Annotated in this window: 21 protein-coding genes and 1 tRNA gene; 19 read left to right on the top strand and 3 right to left on the bottom strand. The window is 43.9% G+C overall.

Annotation, left to right across the window (positions count from 1 at the left end):
- Positions 1-37: 37 nt before the first annotated feature.
- Positions 38-685 carry an HD domain-containing protein gene (locus AC3IPL_RS09090; RefSeq protein WP_489240749.1) on the bottom strand — a complete coding sequence of 216 codons (648 nt, stop codon included), beginning with the start codon at positions 683-685 and terminating at the stop codon, positions 38-40.
- 95 nt (positions 686-780) lie between these two features.
- Between AC3IPL_RS09090 and AC3IPL_RS09085 the strand changes: the two genes are divergently transcribed.
- A complete protein-coding gene (locus AC3IPL_RS09085) occupies positions 781-906 on the top strand; it encodes a hypothetical protein (RefSeq protein WP_489240748.1) in 126 nt (41 codons plus the stop codon).
- On the opposite strand, the gene cls is transcribed toward AC3IPL_RS09085, so the two are convergent.
- Entirely contained in the window at positions 903-2,378 is a 1,476-nt protein-coding gene (gene cls / locus AC3IPL_RS09080) for a cardiolipin synthase (RefSeq protein ID WP_489240747.1), read from the bottom strand. The two genes, AC3IPL_RS09085 and cls, sit on opposite strands and share 4 nt — an antisense overlap.
- Positions 2,379-2,574: 196 nt before the next feature.
- On the opposite strand from cls, the gene AC3IPL_RS09075 reads away from it, so the two are divergent.
- Complete coding sequence (locus AC3IPL_RS09075) at positions 2,575-2,709, top strand: Lmo0850 family protein (RefSeq protein ID WP_254249839.1); 135 nt, start codon at positions 2,575-2,577, stop codon at positions 2,707-2,709.
- Positions 2,710-2,767: 58 nt separating this feature from the next.
- Here AC3IPL_RS09075 and AC3IPL_RS09070 read toward each other — a convergent pair whose 3' ends face one another.
- Positions 2,768-3,931 carry an FtsW/RodA/SpoVE family cell cycle protein gene (locus AC3IPL_RS09070; protein WP_489240746.1) on the bottom strand — a complete coding sequence of 388 codons (1,164 nt, stop codon included), beginning with the start codon at positions 3,929-3,931 and terminating at the stop codon, positions 2,768-2,770.
- 135 nt (positions 3,932-4,066) lie between these two features.
- Between AC3IPL_RS09070 and AC3IPL_RS09065 the strand changes: the two genes are divergently transcribed.
- From AC3IPL_RS09065 to AC3IPL_RS08985, 17 genes are all read left to right on the top strand, one after another.
- Positions 4,067-5,137 carry a D-alanine--D-alanine ligase gene (locus AC3IPL_RS09065; protein WP_489240745.1) on the top strand — a complete coding sequence of 357 codons (1,071 nt, stop codon included), beginning with the start codon at positions 4,067-4,069 and terminating at the stop codon, positions 5,135-5,137.
- Positions 5,138-5,142: 5 nt separating this feature from the next.
- Positions 5,143-6,486: a UDP-N-acetylmuramoyl-tripeptide--D-alanyl-D-alanine ligase gene (locus AC3IPL_RS09060; protein ID WP_489240744.1), complete on the top strand. Its 1,344-nt coding sequence runs from the start codon at positions 5,143-5,145 to the stop codon at positions 6,484-6,486.
- A gap of 192 nt (positions 6,487-6,678) precedes the next feature.
- Entirely contained in the window at positions 6,679-8,184 is a 1,506-nt protein-coding gene (gene cshA / locus AC3IPL_RS09055) for a degradosome RNA helicase CshA (RefSeq protein WP_489240743.1), read from the top strand.
- An 81-nt stretch (positions 8,185-8,265) separates the two neighbouring features.
- Complete coding sequence (locus AC3IPL_RS09050; protein WP_489240742.1) at positions 8,266-8,742, top strand: PH domain-containing protein; 477 nt, start codon at positions 8,266-8,268, stop codon at positions 8,740-8,742.
- Positions 8,735-10,210, top strand: coding sequence for a PH domain-containing protein (locus tag AC3IPL_RS09045; RefSeq protein ID WP_489240741.1), 1,476 nt, complete (start codon positions 8,735-8,737; stop codon positions 10,208-10,210). The genes AC3IPL_RS09050 and AC3IPL_RS09045 overlap by 8 nt, the downstream gene beginning before the upstream one ends.
- Positions 10,197-10,673, top strand: coding sequence for a PH domain-containing protein (locus AC3IPL_RS09040; protein ID WP_489240740.1), 477 nt, complete (start codon positions 10,197-10,199; stop codon positions 10,671-10,673). The genes AC3IPL_RS09045 and AC3IPL_RS09040 overlap by 14 nt, the downstream gene beginning before the upstream one ends.
- Entirely contained in the window at positions 10,670-11,017 is a 348-nt protein-coding gene (acpS, locus tag AC3IPL_RS09035) for a holo-ACP synthase (RefSeq protein WP_489242338.1), read from the top strand. The genes AC3IPL_RS09040 and acpS overlap by 4 nt, the downstream gene beginning before the upstream one ends.
- A gap of 68 nt (positions 11,018-11,085) precedes the next feature.
- Complete coding sequence (gene alr / locus AC3IPL_RS09030; RefSeq protein WP_489240739.1) at positions 11,086-12,231, top strand: alanine racemase; 1,146 nt, start codon at positions 11,086-11,088, stop codon at positions 12,229-12,231.
- 65 nt (positions 12,232-12,296) lie between these two features.
- Complete coding sequence (locus AC3IPL_RS09025) at positions 12,297-12,440, top strand: type II toxin-antitoxin system antitoxin MazE (protein ID WP_489240738.1); 144 nt, start codon at positions 12,297-12,299, stop codon at positions 12,438-12,440.
- The gene (locus tag AC3IPL_RS09020) at positions 12,441-12,794 is read left to right on the top strand and encodes a type II toxin-antitoxin system PemK/MazF family toxin (RefSeq protein ID WP_489240737.1); all 354 of its coding nucleotides are present in this window, start codon (positions 12,441-12,443) and stop codon (positions 12,792-12,794) included.
- A gap of 82 nt (positions 12,795-12,876) precedes the next feature.
- The gene (locus AC3IPL_RS09015) at positions 12,877-13,875 is read left to right on the top strand and encodes a SpoIIE family protein phosphatase (RefSeq protein ID WP_489242336.1); all 999 of its coding nucleotides are present in this window, start codon (positions 12,877-12,879) and stop codon (positions 13,873-13,875) included.
- Positions 13,876-13,955: 80 nt separating this feature from the next.
- Positions 13,956-14,282 carry an anti-sigma factor antagonist gene (locus AC3IPL_RS09010; RefSeq protein ID WP_489240736.1) on the top strand — a complete coding sequence of 109 codons (327 nt, stop codon included), beginning with the start codon at positions 13,956-13,958 and terminating at the stop codon, positions 14,280-14,282.
- Positions 14,279-14,755 carry an anti-sigma B factor RsbW gene (gene rsbW, locus AC3IPL_RS09005; protein ID WP_489240735.1) on the top strand — a complete coding sequence of 159 codons (477 nt, stop codon included), beginning with the start codon at positions 14,279-14,281 and terminating at the stop codon, positions 14,753-14,755. The genes AC3IPL_RS09010 and rsbW overlap by 4 nt, the downstream gene beginning before the upstream one ends.
- Complete coding sequence (gene sigB / locus AC3IPL_RS09000) at positions 14,730-15,506, top strand: RNA polymerase sigma factor SigB (RefSeq protein WP_489240734.1); 777 nt, start codon at positions 14,730-14,732, stop codon at positions 15,504-15,506. The genes rsbW and sigB overlap by 26 nt, the downstream gene beginning before the upstream one ends.
- 67 nt (positions 15,507-15,573) lie before the next feature.
- Positions 15,574-17,718, top strand: coding sequence for a Tex family protein (locus tag AC3IPL_RS08995; RefSeq protein WP_489240733.1), 2,145 nt, complete (start codon positions 15,574-15,576; stop codon positions 17,716-17,718).
- The gene (locus tag AC3IPL_RS08990; RefSeq protein ID WP_489240732.1) at positions 17,715-18,161 is read left to right on the top strand and encodes a SprT family protein; all 447 of its coding nucleotides are present in this window, start codon (positions 17,715-17,717) and stop codon (positions 18,159-18,161) included. The genes AC3IPL_RS08995 and AC3IPL_RS08990 overlap by 4 nt, the downstream gene beginning before the upstream one ends.
- A gap of 74 nt (positions 18,162-18,235) precedes the next feature.
- Positions 18,236-18,307 (top strand) — tRNA-Glu (locus AC3IPL_RS08985).
- Positions 18,308-18,326 lie beyond the last annotated feature (19 nt).

Here is an 18,326-nt window from a genome sequence, read left to right as displayed (position 1 = left end):
TTTAAACGACCTTCAAACTCAGTTTGAAGGTCGTTTCTTAGTTGACAGGACGTTGAGATGAGTGCCATTCCTGCTTGAAGCGGTGAATGAAATCTTCCATGTACTGCGTGCGTTCTTCAGCAAGACGTCTGCCTGTCTCAGTGTTCATTAAGTCTTTCAGCTTAAACAGCTTCTCATAGAAATGATTGATCGCCGTTGACGGTTCCCGGTAATTGACCTTGGACAACTCTCTCGGCGGAATATCAGGGTCATACATCGTATCTTTGAATGCACCGGCATACATAAATGTCCGTGCAATTCCGATGGCGCCGAGAGCATCGAGGCGGTCAGCATCTTGAACGACTTTTCCTTCCAGTGATTTCAGCTTACCGGCATTAACACCACCTTTGAAGCTGATATAGCGCAGTATATGACTGATGTCATCACGGCTCTGCTGCTCAAGCTGGATACTGTCAAAAAATGCTTCCAGGCCCTGCCACGCGGTCACTGGATCAACGAGTTTGTCATCGACGGTATCATGAAGCAGAGCAGCCATTTCAACAATGAATAAATCAGCCTGTTCTTCTGAGGCGATAGCCAGTGCCGTCCGGCGGACACGTTCAATATGACTGAAGTCGTGACCGGATGAATCACTCCCGTTAATCGTTTTGACATAGGCTTCAGTCGCTTGGATGATAGATGACATTAAAAAAATCCTTTCTCAAATAGTTTACTTTATCAGCTGCCAGGAATATAATAAGCATTAAAAATATCTGAATATTCTAATAAATAGGAGTGATCATGATGCTGACCACTTACACGTATCAATTGACACCTCACCAGAAGTTGGCCGCATTCAGCTTTTTAGCAGTTCATACTGTGTTCTTTCTGAACATCGTCTGTGATTTTATATTTTTCCATATTTAAAGTATCGGTGAGATCAAACGCGCAAAACCTTCTTTGAATTTGATCCATGTCGTGCGCTGACTGTAGATTTCTTCAGTCAGCTCACTCGATACTTTGACATCTTCTTCGAATGTCTTTCTTACTTTTACAGCCATTTCGTGATTATACATAAACGCATTCACTTCAAAGTTCAAGTCAAAACTTCTGACATCCATATTTGCTGTGCCGACACTTGCTACTTCGTCATCGATGACAATAGTCTTGGCATGTAGAAAGCCATTCTCATAAATAAATACTTTGGCACCTGTGTTCAGCAGTTCTGCCACATTGGAATAAGTAGCCCAGTAGACGAATGGATGGTCGGGTTTATTTGGGATCATAATGTTGACATTGACACCTGAGAGTGCCGCGACTTTCAGAGAGTCGAGGAACGACTCGTCCGGTATGAAATAAGGAGTCTGTATATAGATTGATTTTTTGGCGTCGGCAATCATTTTCAAGTAACCGTATTTAATCTGCTGCCACTTATCATCCGGCCCGCTGGAAGCGATCTGTATGCCGACGCTGCCATTACTTTTGACGTCGGGGAAGTATTCAGGTTTATTGGTCATGTAGTTACGGTTGGACTGCGAATTCCAGTCCAGCATGAACCTGAGCTGCAGCGCATTGACGGCATCTCCTTCAATACGGAGGTGCGTATCGCGCCAATAACCGAAGCGTTTATTTAACCCCAGATATTCATCGCCGACATTGAACCCGCCGACATAGCCGATATGTCCGTCGATGACTACGATCTTTCTGTGGTTTCTGTTGTTCAATCTGAAATTAATCAGCGGCAGAATGGATGGAAAGAACGCTTCAACTTGTCCACCGAGCTTCTTGAATTGTTTGAACTTAGACAGTGTCAGTGTTCTTGAGCCCATGTCATCATACAATATTTTCACTTCTATGCCTTCTTTGAGCTTCTGTTCAAGAGCATCGATGATTTCGAGGCCGATTCCATCTTTCTTAAAGATATAGTATTGAAAGTGAACGTGATGCTTCGCTTCCAGAATGTCTTTGATCAGACGGTCAAATTTTTTGCGTCCGTCAGTGAACACATCTACTTTGTTGTCAGTCGTCAAAAAAGCCGGCTGATTGATCAGCATCATCCTGATCATATCTTTGTGCTGCTCAATTTCTGCTGTCGGTTCATGCAGTAGATTTCTATCGAGGGCTGTAATCTGTTCGTTGATGATCGTTTCAAGAGCCACCTTGTCTTCTTCATCAAGTCTGAATAACTTTTGGCGCTGAATCTGGCGGCCGAACAGCAAGTAGAGAATGAAGCCGGCAATCGGCAGAAAGAACAGCACAAGCAGCCATGCCCACGTAGAACTCGCCGCTCTATGCTCCAGAAAGATTAAGATGAAGGCAAGAAATATATTAAAGATAAAAGCAATGAATAACAGCGTTGAGAAGATTTGAGGAAATTCCTGCGTCACGTAATCTATCATAGTCATTTCTCCTTTTTGTTAGTGTCAATTATACATGACAATTCATTATTTTGAGCATTTTAATCCACTCACCTAATCCATTTACTTAATGAACATCATTTTTTCGAAAAATTTACACAAATAGGTCCATAGTCTTATGGATAATGAGCAATAATTTGGGTAGAATATAATTATTAAAGAGACAGGAGAGATTATTATGCCGAATACACAGGACAAAATGAAGAACGTTGTGAATCTCTTATCTACGCTCGGAGTTAATATTTCAAAAACTAAGTCTAGATTAGAAGTAATGCGCACGCTGCCACATGTCGCACCTGCCAAACTGAAATAGAAATAGCCAAATAAAACAGCTGACTCCTTTGAGAATTACTCGTGGAAGCCAGCTTTTTTTATTGTGGATGCGTATTGTGATAGTAGATGCTCAGCGCAATACCGATACCTGCCATCGCTGCCCATAACGCACTGCCGCCATAACTGATGAATGGAAGCGGGATACCTGTGATGGGCACTAATTGAATCGTCATACCGATGTTCTGAAAAACATGGAACACCAGCATGCTCAGAAAGCTGATAAGAAAAATAGCACTGAATGGATGGTCAGCGTGCTGAGCGAGTTTGATGAGATGAATGAACAATGCAAGAAATAATACTAAGACGACAATGGCTCCGATAAATCCGAACTCCTCACCAATGACTGAGAAAATGAAATCCGTATGATTCTCAGGAATATAGACTTCACCATTTTTAAATCCTTTGCCGAACAGGCCGCCTGAGCCGATAGCTTTTAACGATTCCATCAAGTGGAAGCCGTCTCCTTCACTATAAGCACCAGGGTCAAGCCATGAATGGATTCGACCGAGCTGATACGTCTGTATACCTAGTACTTTTTCGACCCAGTCAGGGCGATAAATAATCCCTGCGATCAATGTCGTTCCGACTGCTGCGACACCGATTAAAAAAGGAGCAAGAATGCGCCAGCTGACGCCTGACACAACGACTGTTCCTAAGATAATCGCGAGCAGAACAAGAGTGGTTCCTAAGTCATTCTGCAGTAGAATGAGTCCCATCGGTAAAATCGAGACTGCAAAGATTTTGACGAGCAGCACCGCATCTGACTGGATGGTTTTATTGAATGTAAAGCGGTTATGCCGGTAAATGACATTTGCTAATGCGAGCATGAGGATAATCTTCATGAACTCAGAGGGCTGCAGGCTGATAGGGCCGATTCTGTACCAGCTCTTCGCCCCGTTGATGATCGGTGTAAATGATGATTCCGGCAGTACGTACAGGCCGAACAGCGCCAGATTACCCGCCAGATAAATCGGCCATACCCATTTTCTTAAAGTGTGCGGACTGATGAACATTAATGTCAATGCAATAATGAAGCCGAGGACATAATAAAAGCCCTGTCGTTCAGCAAAGTTTGTCTGATACTGCTGACCTGCCATCGCCGACATAATGACTGTCATACTCACAGTGCCAAGCATGATGAGCAGTATTAACAGCCACCAGTCTATCTTCTCAAGCCAGTTACGTTTGCGTGTTGAGACCATGAATAGCTCCTTACTATAGATAATGGTTATATTATACCTTATGAGATATGAAGTTTGAAATGTAGTTATGATAAAATAATGCATCACAACTTTTATCGTGATAATATTACTATATTAACATGTTGGAGGAAGATTATGTCTAAAGAAAATATTTGTCTTGTTTACGGCGGTAAAAGTGCTGAACATGACGTTTCTATATTAACTGCTCAATCTGTCATCAATGCGATGGACAAAGAAAAATATGCGATTGATATCATCTATATCACTAACGATGGTGAATGGATTAAAGGCGACCCCGTAACAGCAGATGTTGAAGATGCGGAATCGCTTCGTCTGACAAAAGCTGCTGACGCGCCGATCACTCATTTACTCCGTCAATCGGTGGACGGTGGAACATATGATGCGATTTTCCCGCTGCTTCATGGACCTAACGGTGAGGATGGAACGATTCAAGGTTTATTTGAAGTGCTGGACCTCCCTTATGTAGGTAACGGTGTACTTGCAGCTTCTAGTTCAATGGATAAGCTCGTAATGAAGCAGTTGTTTGCGAACCGAGGGCTGCCTCAGCTGCCATACGTCAGCTTCCTGCGCAGCGAGTTTGAAACATATCGCAGCAACATCATTGAACTCGTCAACACAAAATTACAATATCCCGTGTTCGTCAAGCCGGCGAATCTCGGTTCGTCAGTCGGCATCTCTAAATGTACGAACAAGGAAGAGCTGGTACAAGGTATTGAAGAAGCCCTTCAGTTCGACCGTAAGTTAGTCGTGGAACAAGGGATTGAAGCACGCGAAATCGAAGTTGCCGTACTTGGCAACGACCATCCTGAGACGACTTTGCCGGGAGAAGTGGTCAAAGACGTCAGCTTCTATGACTACAAAGCAAAATATCAGGACGGCAAAGTTAAGCTCCAGATTCCTGCTGACCTGCCGGATGATGTAGCAGAGACGCTGCGCAACATGGCGGTCGAAGCATTCAAAGCGACGGACTGTTCAGGACTCGTACGCGCAGACTTTTTTGTGACAGAAGACCATACGATCTATATCAATGAGACGAACGCAATGCCGGGCTTCACGAAGTTCAGCATGTATCCATTGTTATGGCAGAATATGGGGATGTCATACAGCGACCTGATCACTCGATTGATTGAGCTCGCTAAAGAACGCTATGCAGACAAGAAAAAAATCAAATATAAAATGGACTGACTTATATGATTAAACGTAAATTATCAGCAATTGCAGAGATGGCCGGCGGTTCGGTCGATCAACAGTTCGGCGCTCTTGAAATAGCAGGTGTCGCCATTGATTCAAGAAAGATAGCAGACGGCGTATTGTTCGTCCCTTTTAAAGGAGAGCATACGGACGGTCACCGGTTTGTAGAACAGGCGATAAAGAGCGGTGCAGCTGCGAGCTTCTGGCAGCGTGGTGTTGAAGAGCCGCCTGCCGGTCTTCCGCTCATCTTCGTCGATGACTGCCAACAAGCACTGCAGCAATTAAGTTCCTGCTACCTTCAACAAGTGAACCCGAAAGTCATCGGTATTACAGGTTCAAACGGCAAGACGACGACTAAAGATATGGTCAGTACGGTATTATCACAAGACTTCAAAGTCAAGAAAACAATCGGCAACTACAATAATGAAATCGGCCTGCCGTTAACCATCTGTCAGTTAGATGATGATACTGAAGTGTCCATTCTTGAAATGGGAATGTCCGGGTTCCGTGAAATCGCCTTGTTGTCCACCATTGCACGACCTGATGTTGCGGTCATTACTAATATCGGAGAGAGCCATATGCGGGACTTAGGGTCACGTGAAGGCATCGCTAAGGCGAAGTTTGAGATTACTGAAGGGCTTAATGGATTGTTCATCTACGACGGTGATGAGCCGCTGTTGAAGCCGCACGCAGAACATTATGACGGTGACAAAGCGTCGCTCGGCTTAAATGACGATAATATGCATCAGATCACATCAGTTAATATGACCGACGGCAGCATTCATTTCAAGGTGACACCGGGTGAGACGGTGTTCACAGTGCCGATGCTCGGCATTCATAATGCCCGCAATGCTGCTATCGCAATCGTCATCGGCCGTTATTTCGGTCTGACTGACGACAGAATCAATGCTAATCTGCAGCATCTTGAAATGACCGGTATGCGGATGGAACAAATCAACGGGCCGCATGGTAGTCTGCTCATCAATGATGCTTATAACGCGAGTCCGACCAGCATGAAAGCAGCGATTGATACAGTGGAGAACATGACGGGTGACAAATATATCGTGTTAAGTGATGTTCTTGAACTCGGGCCGGATGAAGAAGCGTATCACCGAGAAGTCGGCAAGTATTTTGAAGGCAGACATATGACTGTACTGACGGTAGGCAGTGCCGCCAAATATATTCATGAAGAAGCGGCAGCATTCACTGAAGCGCATCATTTTGAAGACAAAGCAGCGATTGCCGACTATTTAAAACCACGATTGCACAAAGGCGTGTCCGTGCTCTTTAAGGCAAGCCGCGGGATGGAACTTGAAACAATCATTGAAAATATTTTACAATAAATTTGTAAGCGTATACGAACGTTAGCTGTCCACTGATGGGCAGCTTTTTTTTGTTGCTGGAACGCAATAAACAAAGCTCGGTCATTTGCTATTCACTCGTACAGATGGTAGTATAGAGAAGTTAACGCGTGAGCATAGTGAAAAATCACACATAAATGTTTAGTAACAAGCGAATAAAAGGAGAAAATAATTTTGCAAAAATTTAGAGAATTAGGTATCAGCGAACCTACCATCAATGCGCTGGAAAAACTAGGATTTACAGATCCTACACCTATCCAGTTGGATAGTATTCCCCACACAATGGCGGGTAGAGACGTACTTGGTCAAGCACAGACAGGTACAGGTAAAACAGGTGCATTTGGTATTCCGCTGATCGAGAAAGTAAAGAACAATGAAGGGATTCAAAGTTTAATCCTTGCACCGACTCGTGAACTTGCTGTCCAAGTAGCTGACCAGCTAAAAGCATTTGGCCGTGGACAAGGGATTCAAGTCGTGACGATTTTCGGTGGGATGCCGATTGACCGTCAAATCAGAGAATTAAAGAAAAAACCTCAGATTGTTGTCGGGACACCAGGACGTGTTATCGACCACTTGAACCGTCGCACATTGAAGACTGACCAGATCAACACATTGATTCTTGATGAAGCAGATGAAATGATGAACATGGGCTTCATTGATGATATGCGTTTCATCATGGACAAATTACCTAAAGAAAACCGTCAGACTTTATTGTTCTCAGCAACAATGCCTAAAGCGATTCAAGAACTTATTCAGAAGTTCATGAAAGATCCGGTCGTTGTTAAAACAATGACGAACACAGATTCTGATCCACAGATTGATGAGTATTACACAATCATCAAAGAACTTGAGAAATTTGATACATTCACAAGCTTCCTTGATGTTCACAGCCCTGACCTTGCGATTGTCTTCGGTCGTACGAAACGTCGTGTGGACGAATTGACAAGCGCGTTAATTTCAAAAGGTTACCGTGCAGAAGGACTTCACGGTGATATCACACAGGCGAAACGTCTTGAAGTGCTCAAAAAATTCAAGAACGATGCCATCGATATTCTTGTCGCAACAGATGTTGCGGCACGTGGACTTGATATTTCAGGTGTTTCACACGTCTATAACTTCGATATTCCACAGGATGTTGAGAGTTATACACACCGTATCGGACGTACAGGCCGTGCCGGTAAACATGGTATGGCGATTTCATTCGTCAACCCGATTGAAATGGATTATATCCGTCAGATTGAAAAACAGAAAAATCGCACGATGAAAGCTCTTCGTCCACCAACACCTGGTGAAGTCATGAAAGCTCGTGAAAGCGAAGTTAAGAAAAAAGTGGCTGAATGGGTAGCAAAACCTTCTGAAGAACGGGTTCAATCAATCGCTGCGAATTTAGTTGAAGAATATGGTGACGTTAAACTGGTTACTGCATTGCTTCAAGAATTAATCCAGTCAAACAATGACGTGGACGTTCAGTTGACATTCGAAAAACCACTTGGCCGTAAAGGTGGAAAATCATCTTACGGACGTCGCGGTAATAATTCAGGTGGCAGCCGCAACTTCAAATCAGGGCAGAAACGCCGTGACAGTAAGGATGGCGGTCGTCGTAAGTCTTATGACCGTGGTGCGGGCTCAAGTAAACCTAAAACATTCAAAGGCCGTACATTTGCGGACCACAAAAAATAGTCTCATTTCAAAAAGTTAAATGCCGATAACAGGCGTTTAACTTTTTTATTTTTGTTATAATTTAACTTAAGGAGGGATGACATGCGATCAATTCAAGAAATGCGTAAAGAACCAGTCACTGTTATTGAGCTTAAACGCTGCCATTATTTAATGTATATGCTTCTGCTCTATATACCAGTAGTGGCGATGCATTATTTTATTAATCATTACGACTGGACGTTATGGCTCTTAGCACTGTATGCGATACCGCTGTTCGGCATGCTGTTCATGCTGCTCGCACCTGGCGTTCGTTATCGGCATACGGCATTCTATATTCATCCGTTGATGATAGAAACGATGCGCGGTCTCTATTATCACAAGCGCACTGTAACACCGCTTGACCGTATCCAGCATGTGAAGATCACACAGGGGCCGATTGCCTCAAGATTCGGGCTTGCCAAAGTGACGTTGGTAACCAGTGGTGATCAGCTGAATCTTCCGTATGTGTCGACTGCTGAAGCAGAACGGCTCGCCCGCCTCATCATTGAACGCATAAAAGAGGTGACGGCCTATGTCTGAGCCTCAAAAACTGCATGTAGTCACTTATTTATCCAAAACAGTGAAAGCCATCAAAGATAATTTGTTTACGATAGCGATTGCCTTATTTCTTTCATTCAGAGATGGCTTTGATTTTACGAACTGGTGGCAGCTGACATTTCCTCTTGTGCTGCTGTTATTAACTGTCGTTTCTATTTTGACAGCGGTCATAGAAACTATTAAAACGACTTACTGGATTGAAGACGACAAGCTGGTCATGAGGAATGGTGTGTTTAAGACGACAGTCAAAGAACTCTATATTTCGCGGATTCAGTCTATTGAAGTGACGAAGACCATCGTCAATCAAATATTCGGTGGTGTTGTCCTTGATGTCAAGACGCCGGGTGACGGCATTAAGCTGGATAGTATAGCAGAAACGTCGGCACATGCACTCACTGATTATCTGGAGTCACGTAAACAGACGTTATTGACTGATGACAACGACATGGAACAGGAGGAGAGAGTTACACCTTCTTTCCGCGAAGTCTATGCATTGAAATTAAAAGACATCATGTTAATGAGTGTGACGAGTGGAGCGATGGGGACCGTTCTTGCGGTCAGTTTCGGTCTCTATACACAGCTGGATGAAGTATTTGACTTAAGCGGCCGTATAGAGCCGATTGAACAGCTGGTTGCAGAGAGTTTAGTATGGCTGATCGGTGGTATTATAATGATTCTTATCATCAGCTATCTCATCGGTATCATCATTACTGCGCTGAAATATTATAACTACCAGCTGACTTATGATGGTGAACGTCTGAAAATCACACACGGTCTATTTGAGCGTAAGGAAAAACTAGTAGTCGTCGAGCAAATTCAGGCCGTGACGGAAGAGAAGTCGTTCTTAAGACAGTTGTTCGGATATACATCGTTCAAAGCAACGATTACGAGCGACGCAAAAGATAGGGAAGAACTGCTTGGCACGGTTGAAATTCTGCCGTTTATTAAACGAGATGAAGGACTGGAAGTCATGCGTCATCTCGTGCCGGATTACCGTTACGAAGAAGTGAACAGAATCATTCCGAAGCGTTCATTCAGACGTTATGTCCAGTTCTACTGGTTGTTCATCATCGCACTGACAGCTGTCGTTCAATACTATTGGTTTGATAAGTCGTGGATCATTGGACTGATTCTTATAGTCATAACTGGATTATCTGCCTGGATGCGCTGCCGGTTCTCCGGCTATAGAATCGATGATAATCAGATTACAATACGCAGTGTCGGGCTGTTGACCAGTAAAACAGCGCTGATTAAAGAAGACAAGCTGATCGCAGTTAATATTCGGGACAATGTCTTCCTTGAAAAGGCGCGGCTGGCGACTGTTGAAGTGAAACATTCAGCAGGTGCGCTCAATGCATCGAATACGCTGAAGATAGTGGACTTTAATGATGCGGCCCGTATTTACGCTTGGTTCATGCATCAGGAAGGAGCGGAATATGAAACACGTTAATCCTTCAGCAGTCCGTGTGTGGCAGATCACTAATAGTATCGCTGCCTCAATCGTACTGCTTGTGACGACCGGCATATGGCTGCTTAAATATTTTTACTTCGACTGGATTCCGATGTGGGTCATCTATATTCTGCTCGTAGAAGTAGCCGTTCAGGTCATCTGGTTTGTCCTCATTGAACCTGTCATCACCTATAGGAAGTACCGTTATGACATCAAGGACGACGAACTGATTATTCAGCAAGGTGTTTTTATCAACAAGACATCAATCATTCCGTTCACCCGGATTCAAAATGTCGAAACGACAGTCGGCCCGATTATGAAGCGCTACGGGCTGAAGACCGTGGATATTACGACAGCGGGCGGCGGCGCTTCTATTCATTTGATTGACGACGATGAAGCAGAACAGATTAAACATGATATTGCGCAGGTAGTCAAGCGTCTTGAGAGGAGAAGATGGCAATGATAGCAGGGATCGGAACAGATGTTATAGAAATTGAGCGTATCAGAAACTTGATGAGCGAGAAATTCATCAAGCGGATACTGCATCCTGAAGAGATCGAGCTCTTAAAAGACATGTCACATGACGACCGCCGGGTGAGTTTCACGGCTGGTAGATTTGCGGTGAAAGAAGCCTATTCAAAAGCCTATGGAACAGGTATCGGCAGCAAGTTCCGCTTCAATGAAATCTGCTGTTTGAACGATGAGAAAGGTAAACCTTATATTGATGATGACCACTACAAAGTGCATGTGACCATCGCCCACTCAGCAAGCGTCGCAACAGCATTCGTCGTACTGGAAAAACTATGAGTCCGAGTCATTTTCTCTTAGTTGATAAACTATGTTAAAATCTATGTAATTCAATTTGAGGTGAGGACATGACCACAAAATATTATCGACCCAGTTATATCAATGTTGATCTAGATGCTATCGCTCAAAACTTCAAAGCAGTACAGCGGCTGCATCCTAATAAAACCGTTATGGCTGTCGTCAAAGCCAATGCTTATGGGATGGGTGCTGTACAAGTGGCTGGCCATCTGATGGAACAGGGCGCGGAGTTTTTTGCGGTGGCCACGCTCGACGAAGCGATTGAGCTGAGAATGCATGGCATTAAAGCCAAAATTCTGATCATGGGCATCATTGAACCGAAAGATATCAGCAAAGCAGTGCGTCACCGGGTAGCATTGACTGTTCCAGGACAAGACTGGCTTGATGAGGCACTGTCATCTTTAGAAGATGGCAATGATAAGCCGCTTTGGCTGCACGTGAAGATTGATACCGGCATGAACCGGATTGGTATTCATACAGCGGCTGAATACCGCGACGTCGTTGCAGCGATTAAACAGCACCCACAATTAGTATTTGAAGGCGTGTTCACACATTTCAGCTGTGCAGATATAGACAGTTCGGCGACCGCTAAGGCGTATGACCAATTCATGACGATGGTGAAGATGACAGATGAGCCGCCTTTTATTCACTGTCAGAATTCTGCTGCTGCACTGCGCTATGATATGTCAGAATGCAGTGCGATCCGCTTCGGAATTAGTCTGTACGGCTATTATCCATCACCATTCATCAAAGAAAAGACACCTCTGAAGCTTCAACCGGCCATGCAGCTCGTGAGTACTGTGAGTTTTGTCAAACAGCTGTCCGCAGGAGAAAGTGTCGGCTACGGAGGCGTTTATACAGCGCAGGATGACGAGACGATTGCGACGTTACCGATCGGCTATGGTGATGGTTTTCTGCGTAGTATGGAAGGCTATACAATCAATATTAACGGATCAGACTGCCCGATTGTCGGCCGTATCTGTATGGATCAGTTGATGGCAGTTGTACCGCCGGGCATCAAAGTCGGTGACAAGGCGATATTGATTGACCACCATAGTGATGGCCAGTCTATGGAACGCGCTGCTGCCCAACAGCAGACCATCAGCTATGAAGTGATGTGTAACCTCAGCAGAAGGCTTCCGAGAATTTATCACACGAATGGCTCGCAAGTTGTTTATAATGAATTACTCAAATAAATATAGTTTTTATGATATTCATTTGATATGATTATGTTAATTCGTTGTTTGAATGGAGGATAATCATGAAGAAGTTTGAACAATTATTGGCAGAAGGATATCAATCAATGGCTGAACTGAACTTGATGATTTCTTATGAGCAATTTGCACTGGAATGTGAGGCAAGCGAACAGAGTGATCGCTGCTGCGCTTCTGAAGATGGTGAATAAATGAAACGCGGTGATGTTTATTTAGCAGATTTATCGCCTGTCAAAGGATCGGAGCAGGGTGGCAAGAGACCAGTTGTCATTATACAGAATGACGTCGGGAATAAGTTCAGTCCAACCGTGATTGTTGCGGCTATAACTGCAAAGATAAATAAAGCGCGAATCCCGACTCATGTTGAGATTGGTGGAACCAACCATCAATTAGATAAAGACTCAGTCATTCTACTTGAGCAGATCAGAACAATCGATAAGAACAGATTGATAGATAAGCTCACTGTGCTGTCAGCTGAGAAAATGGGTGAAGTTGATCATGCGCTGGAAATCAGTCTTGGACTGCAGGGTCATGATCAAGAATAATGGTGTCATGTTAAATGTCTGAGACTTTAGGAGACTAAAGTCTTTTTCATTGGAATGAGTTAGGGGGTACTAAATGAATCATATAGATACGCTCGTAGAGAAGTACAATATTATTTTTGATAAATATATTGCTTCGAAGAACGAAAAAGATCTGGATGGTCTTCAGGATTTGAGCTTTGAAGCCATCGAGAACGACGTTTCTCCGGAAGAAATCGTGTCACTGCACAAAGATTTGATGCTGGAGAAAGAACTGACTGCTGAAGAAGCGAAGTACTCTATGGACGTACTGCTTGAAATGATTATAGGGTTTGGTTTTTCTTACCGTGATTACAAAGCACTTGTCCGCAAGATGGAAGCGCATGACAAAGAGATGGATGTCGCTGTCAGTCTGCAGTCAATGATGCTGAAGACATCGATTCCTAAGCTTGACAGCATTGAAATCGGAGCGATCAGTGTGCCGGCTCAGCGGGTTAACGGGGATTACTTCAACTTGATTGACCATAGAGATGGTACGATGAGTTTTGCTGTGGCCGACGTCATTGGCAAGGGAATTCCTGCAGCGCTTGCGATGAGCATGATCAAGTTCGGTATGGATTCCTATGGTCATTCGCAATTGCCGAGTGACGGCTTGAAACGACTGAACCGCGTCGTTGAGAAGAATGTCAATCAAAATATGTTTGTCACCATGTTCTACGGACTATACGAAGAAGTAAATAGTAAGTTTTATTACAGTTCCGCGGGTCATGAACCAGGCTATATTTATCGTGACAACAGTGATACATTTCAGGAATTGTCGGCACGAGGCATCGTACTCGGAATCAATCCTTCAACGCGCTATGATCAGGAAGAGCATCAGCTGGAGATAGGTGATATGATCATCGTCTTTACGGATGGATTTTCTGAAATACGAAGATTGAACGGAGAATTTGTCAGCACAGAAGAACTGCTTGAGATCATCCGTGAATACAAACATCTGCATCCACAGGATATTGTGCAGGTGGTTTATGAAGAACTGCTGAAACAGCAGGATCCGAAAAAACGGGATGATTTAACGATACTCATCATTAAGAAGATTCAATAACTGTTATAAGTTTATAACAAAGTCTGCCGGGTATAACAAATAGATTATAGAAACTGCAAAGTTAATTAGGAGTGTATAAGATGAACTTGACTATTGAGACAACTGAACATGAAACCTACTATAATATAAATGTAGCAGGGGAACTAGACGTATATACAGCACCTGAACTACTAGAAGTACTGCAGCCGCTTCGCCAAAAGGGCACACATGATATCCATCTTAACATTGAAAACGTCAGCTATATGGATTCTACAGGGTTAGGATTATTTGTAGGGACTCTCAAAGAATTAAACAAACATGACCATGAGCTATTTGTTCTTGGTGCTAACAGCCGTATTGAGCGTCTGTTTGACATTACCGGTCTAAAAGAGTTGATGCATGTGAACGATGGAACGGGGGTTGAGTGATGTCAAATTATGATTATGTTGAAATGCACTTTCCGGCATCAGCTGAGTATGTAGGTTTAGTCCGCTTGACATTATCAGGTATTTTGAGCAGAATCGGGGCTTCTTATGATGACATCGAAGACTCAAAAATTGCGGTTTCTGAAGCAGTGACTAATGCAGTGAAACACGCGTATCAAGATGAAGTGAAAGGTGACGTACTAGTAGGTTACGTCATTTTTGAAGACAAAGTAGAAGTCATTGTGTCTGATTCAGGGCAGAGCTTTGATTATGAGAAGGCTAAGGCAGAACTGGGACCATATAATGAAGATGAAAATGTCGACTTTATTCGTGAAGGTGGCTTAGGCTTGTTCTTGATTGAATCTTTAATGGATGAGGTCAATATTAAAAAAGATGCAGGTGTAACAATCAGTATGACGAAGTACATCGCAGGGGAGCAGGTGCAACCTGATGGCGAAAGACTTAGCAGGCTATAATAATGTAACGCCAGAAGAAATCAATGCCTGGATTAAATTGTATCAAGACACTCAGGATGAAATGGCTCAGACTACTTTGGTGGAGCATTATCAGAAGCTCGTTGAGTCACTGGCTTACCGCTATTCAAAAGGGCAGAGTCATCACGAGGATCTTGTGCAGGTCGGTATGGTCGGACTTCTCGGTGCTATTAATCGGTTTGACGTATCGTTTGAACGGAAGTTCGAAGCCTTTCTTGTGCCGACAGTCATCGGTGAGATCAAACGCTACTTACGCGACAAGACATGGAGTGTCCATGTGCCGAGACGTATTAAAGAAATCGGCCCTAAAATTAAAAAAGCAACAGATGAACTGACAAATTCATTAGGACGTTCACCGAAAATCTCTGAAATCGCAGCCTTTCTGGAAGTCACTGAAGAAGAAGTGCTGGAAGCGATGGAAATGGGACAGAGCTATAATGCGTTAAGTGTCGATCATTCAATCGAAGCGGACAAAGATGGCTCTACGGTCACTCTTCTTGATGTCATGGGCAGACAGGAAGAAGGCTATGAACTGACTGAGAAACGAATGATTCTTGAGAAGATCATCCCTATTCTATCAGATAGAGAACGTGAAATTATTCAATGTACCTTTATCGAAGGCTTAAGCCAGAAAGAAACAGGTGAAAAAGTCGGCTTGAGTCAGATGCATGTGTCACGGCTGCAGCGCACAGCCATTAAAAAATTGCGCGATGCAGTTCAGACGAGCGAATAAATTCAGCATGTGTCGATGAGACACATGCTTTTTTATGTTACACTCGTTATGAATCAAGGAGGTCATTATGGAACAGCATATTATTAAACTGATCATCGACAAACTGTCCTTCAAAGAGGAACAGATAAAAGCAGTGCTGGCACTGCTGGAAGAGAAGAATACAGTGCCCTTTATCGCGAGATACCGGAAAGAAGCGACAGGTGGACTTGATGAAGTGGCGATCAAAGAGATTGAAACGGAATACATGTATATGGCTGCCCTGCAGAAACGTAAAGACGAAGTGATCCGTGCTATCGATTCGCAGGGACTGCTGACTGAAGAATTAAAAAAAGATATTCTTCGCCAAGTTAAATTGCAGCGTGTGGAAGATTTGTACCGCCCTTTTAAACAGAAGAAGAAAACCCGGGCAACAGAGGCGAAACGCAAAAATCTAGGGCCGCTTGCAGACAGACTGCTGGCATTCAACGATATGGATATTGACGCTGCTGCAAGAGAATTTCTGAGCGATGAAGTACTTACTACTGGCGATGCATTGAACGGCGCAAAGGATATCATCGCTGAACAGATTGCTGACGAACCTAAATATCGCAGCTATATTTTGAAATTTGTACAGGACAACGGTAATATAACCGCTGCAAAAAAACGAGGTGCAGATGATGAGAAAGGCATCTTTGAGATGTATTATGCTTACGAAGAACCAGTCAAGTCCATCGTTCCTCATAGAGTGCTTGCTATTAACAGAGGTGAAGACGCAGGAGTTCTGAAGGTAAGTATCAATGTCGATCTGGACAGGCTGGCATTATACTTACGAAATCAAGTCATCGAACGCCGGACCAATACGATTGGTTTATTTGAAGCGGCTGTTATGGATAGTCTGAAACGCTTGATTATGCCGTCCATTGAGCGTGAAGTAAGAAATGAACTGACGACAAAAGCCGAAACTCAGGCGATTGACATTTTTGCGGTCAACTTAAAAAACCTGCTGCTGCAGGCACCGCTTAAAGGCAAGGTGATTCTTGGAGTCGACCCTGCCTATAGAACAGGATGTAAGCTTGCTGTGATCAATGAGTATGGAACATTTGTCGCTAAATCAGTCATGTATCCGCATCCGCCGGTCAACAAAAAAGATGCCGCTGAAAAAATATTTGTCGACATGATTAAGCAGCATGATGTGGAACTGATTGCAATCGGTAACGGCACAGCAAGCCGTGAAACTGAGCAGTTTACAGCAGAGATGATCAATAAGCATCATCTCGATGTATCTTTTATCATCGTTAATGAAGCAGGTGCATCGGTGTATTCTGCAAGTGAGCTCGCGCGCCATGAATTTCCTGACTTCAAAGTGGAGGAGCGCAGTGCAGTGTCTATCGGCCGCCGCGTGCAGGACCCGCTCAGTGAACTCGTCAAAATCGATCCGAAATCTATCGGCGTCGGCCAGTATCAGCATGACGTGAACCAGAAGGCATTGAACGATGCACTGACGTTTGTTGTTGAGACGGCAGTCAACCAGGTTGGTGTCAATGTTAATACAGCGTCAGCTCCGTTACTGCAGTATGTCTCCGGATTGTCGAGCACTGTTGCAGACAACATTATCCAATACCGCGAATCTGCCGGACCGATCAAACATTCAAAGGAAATTGCGAAAATCCCGCGTCTCGGCAAAAAAACATTTGAGCAGAGTATCGGCTTTCTGCGGATACTTGACGGCACAGAACCGCTTGATACAACCGCGATTCACCCTGAGAGCTACAAAGCTGCCTATACATTACTCGATGAGATCGGTTCTTCTATTGATGACCTCGGCAGCGATTCATTGAAACAGCAATTGAGTCATATAGACAAACAGGCGATGAGTGTTAAGCTTGATATCGGTGTTCCTACTTTGGAAGATATCATCGCTGCACTTGTAGCACCGGGAAGAGATCCCCGGGATGCTTACCATGTCCCGTTGTTAAAGTCAGATGTATTATCAATGGAAGACTTGAAGCAAGGAATGAAACTGTCCGGCACAGTGAGGAATGTAGTTGATTTCGGCGCATTTGTTGATATCGGTGTCAAACAGGACGGGCTTGTTCACATTTCGAAGTTGTCCAATAAATTTGTGAAGCATCCGACAGATGTAGTGAGTGTCGGCGATATTGTTGATGTCTGGGTAGAGCATGTCGACCTGGATAAAGGGAAAGTAGCGCTGACGATGAAGGCGCCTAAGTGACAAACGAAGAACTTCAGCAGCTCGTCGAAGAACTATCCTTGCAGTACTTCGACCGCCCATTCCGCCATCAAGCCGTCTTCAATCATAGACTGAGAACAACAGGAGGACGCTATTTACTGCGTTCGCACCATCTGGAATTCAATGTCAAACAGTACGAAACGTTCGGTAAGGAGGCCTTGATCAGTATCATCAAGCATGAACTGTGTCATTATCATCTTCATATAGAAGGACTAGGATACAGACATCGTGACAAGGACTTCAAAAACTTAAGCTTCAAAGTAGGAGCCCCCAGGTATTGCAGCCCGTTACCTGAGCCAAGAGTTAACTATGAGTATCAATGCACTAAGTGCGGTCAGGTTTATTATAGAATGAGGAGAGTTAATCTCGACAAATATGGTTGCGGCAAATGCCGAGCGAAGTTACAGCTGACACGTAAAGTATAATTTTACGTGTCAGCTGTTTTTGTATTGACTTATCATGCGTTTCGTCTTATGATTATATTCGTTGTTGAAATAAAGGCCCCTTGGTCAAGCGGTTAAGACACCGCCCTTTCACGGCGGTAACACGGGTTCGAATCCCGTAGGGGTCACTTTTAAAAAGTTTTGAAA

This window comes from Macrococcus sp. GL_134 (assembly GCF_057834705.1).
Note: the sequence above shows the minus strand (reverse complement) of the source record. Positions and strands in the feature narration are given on the sequence as shown.